At 34.5% G+C, this 2,252-nt stretch carries 2 protein-coding genes and 1 pseudogene; all 3 read left to right on the top strand.

Annotation, left to right across the window (positions count from 1 at the left end; all coding sequences use genetic code 11):
• On the top strand, positions 1-1,311 hold a 1,311-nt coding region (locus ETC02_RS16425), incomplete at its 5' end, for an ATP-grasp domain-containing protein (RefSeq protein WP_171698430.1).
• Positions 1,290-2,027 (top strand): ABC transporter substrate-binding protein, encoded by a 738-nt coding sequence (locus ETC02_RS16420; RefSeq protein ID WP_157807576.1) that lies wholly within the window; start codon positions 1,290-1,292, stop codon positions 2,025-2,027. The genes ETC02_RS16425 and ETC02_RS16420, both read left to right, overlap by 22 nt.
• Positions 2,024-2,252, top strand: a pseudogene (locus ETC02_RS16415) (IS701 family transposase); the annotation flags it as partial. The gene ETC02_RS16420 and the pseudogene ETC02_RS16415, both read left to right, overlap by 4 nt.

The following is a 2,252-nucleotide window of genomic DNA, read 5'->3' as shown; positions in this document are numbered from 1 at the left end:
TCAATACAAACCGAATCGGGAAATCTTTCATCATATCACCTACTTGATGAAGAATCGTCAACGTCGTTTTCCCTTATCGTATCAACGGTTTGCGACCATTGTAAAGATGTTTTGTCACGGATTCAGGTACTAAACAGATTTCCGATTAATGTTGCAAAATACAAAGAATGGCTTGAAGATTATAACAGTGAAATATATTTGTTCACTAATGAGAGATTTTCAGATCAATTTGTAGGATTTGATATAAAGAAATCTTATAAAAAGTTTCAAGATAATGGTTTGGTAGATTATGACGCAATTGAGTTATATGAACAAAATCCGTATGATGCAATAATAGCTTTAGATGAAACAGAAATTGTTAGAGCAGCTAGACTAAGAGAGAGATTTAATCTAAGAGGTCAAAATATGAAAAGTGCACTTGCCTTCAGAGATAAAGTTATTATGAAGGACTACGTTTCTAGCGCCGGATTAAAAACGCCTGCGTATAAAAAAATTGAAAGCTCAGTAGATTTATATGACTTTGAAAAGACACACGGTTATCCTTTTATTATCAAACCGGTAGATGGAATGGCATCAAAAAGTGTAAGTGTAATAAAAAACCATCAAGAGCTAAAATTATATTTAGAAAAAGGAATACCAAAAGATATGATGGTAGAAACTTTTATAAAAGGGACAATGCACAATGTTGATGGAATAATTTCCGATGGAAAAATAGCTTTTATTTCAGTGGGACAATATCTAGATGATGCACTCAGTTTTAAAAAAGGTTCTTCGTATACTTTATTACCACCTAATCACAGTTTATTTAAAAGAATAAAATATTTTACTGAAGAAATAATTAAATCATTACCCACTCCGAATTTTACACCATTCCATTGTGAAATTTTCCATACAGAAAATGATGAATTAGTTTTTTGTGAGATTGCTTCAAGAGTCGGAGGTGGACGACTTGATGCCGCTATAAATGAGGCGTATGGAATAGATTTATATAGGATATGGGTGAGAAATGAGTGCTCATTACCTATAGAAATCCCCTCGACAGTAGAACTAAAAAGTTTAGTAGGTGGAGTCTTTATCCCTTCGAAAAATGGTAAATTATTGTCCAGGCCATCTAAAATTCCATTTGATTGGGTAGTATTGTATGATCCTTTCGGAAATGAGGGTGAAACTTTTAATAATCCTAACTCTGTAATTGATTCTATAGCAATAGTACTGGTGAGGGGAAATACATTAAAAGAAGTAGAACAACGAATATTCATTATAAGAGATTGGTTCGAAGAGAACGTTGTATGGGGGTTAATGGAAAAATGATGTCGATAAGCTATAAATATTTCAAAATTTTGTTAATATTTATAGTACTATTATTGGCATCTTGTTCTTCTAAGCAAAGTAAACCCAATCTAGATAAAAAAAGTATAAGCTTAACAATCGGATATCAAACTCCTACGGCTCAGACGTGGGGCGCTACAATTATTAAAAATCAAAAGATTTTTGAAAAGAAATTATTAGAGATGTATCCAGATGCGGAAATTGAAATACAATGGTTTAACTCATCATCAGGTGTTCCACTTGTAAATGCTATGTCTTCAGGTAAAGTACAAATAGCATTCCTTGGTGATATGCCTGCTTTATTAGCTGGTGCCAAGTCGGTTGAGCTAGAACAATTAGATGCGAAAATAGTAGCTATTGATGGAAAAGGAAAAAACGGGATGAATCAAAGCATAATAGCTCCAATTGATGGCATTAATGATATTAGTCAGTTAAAGGGGAAAGAGGTTTCTGTCCCCTACGGATCAAGCGCACACAAAATGCTTTTACAGACTTTAAAGTCTAATAACTTGTTAAATAAAGTAACTATAATAGATCAATCTGTAGCTGTAGGATTAGAAAATGTAAATACAGGAACTGTAGATGAGCAAATTCACTTACATAAATTGACAACTAAACAAAAAAGGAGACATGAACCCGATTCCTTGGTTAGAATAGATGTACCACCAACTATCCACAAGGAGGTTCATGTCTCATGAATAAATTAGCACATCACCAAGGAATCCACAAGTTTTTCTTCACGCTGGGGTTGACGCTGCAGCTTTCCAAACCGGTCATCAAGCATCTCATTCATATCGTCGATGCCTTGACCACCAAGGGATTCTCGGGAACATTGACTGATATTCATTACTGGAGCTTTCATCCGAATCATCGAACGACGCTCAGTCACTTTTTCACGAAAAGCCCTTGGAACGAGGAAAGGC

Source organism: Geobacillus sp. DSP4a (assembly GCF_013096875.1).
Classification (GTDB): domain Bacteria; phylum Bacillota; class Bacilli; order Bacillales; family Anoxybacillaceae; genus Geobacillus; species Geobacillus thermophilus.
The sequence above is the reverse complement of the archived record's forward strand: the minus strand, read 5'-3'. Positions and strand labels throughout refer to the sequence as shown.

Bases quoted from the DNA above. Each gene is read 5' to 3' on its own strand.
- ETC02_RS16420 (WP_157807576.1), top strand. From the start codon at position 1,290: ATGGGGGTTAATGGAAAAATGATGTCGATAAGCTATAAATATTTCAAA.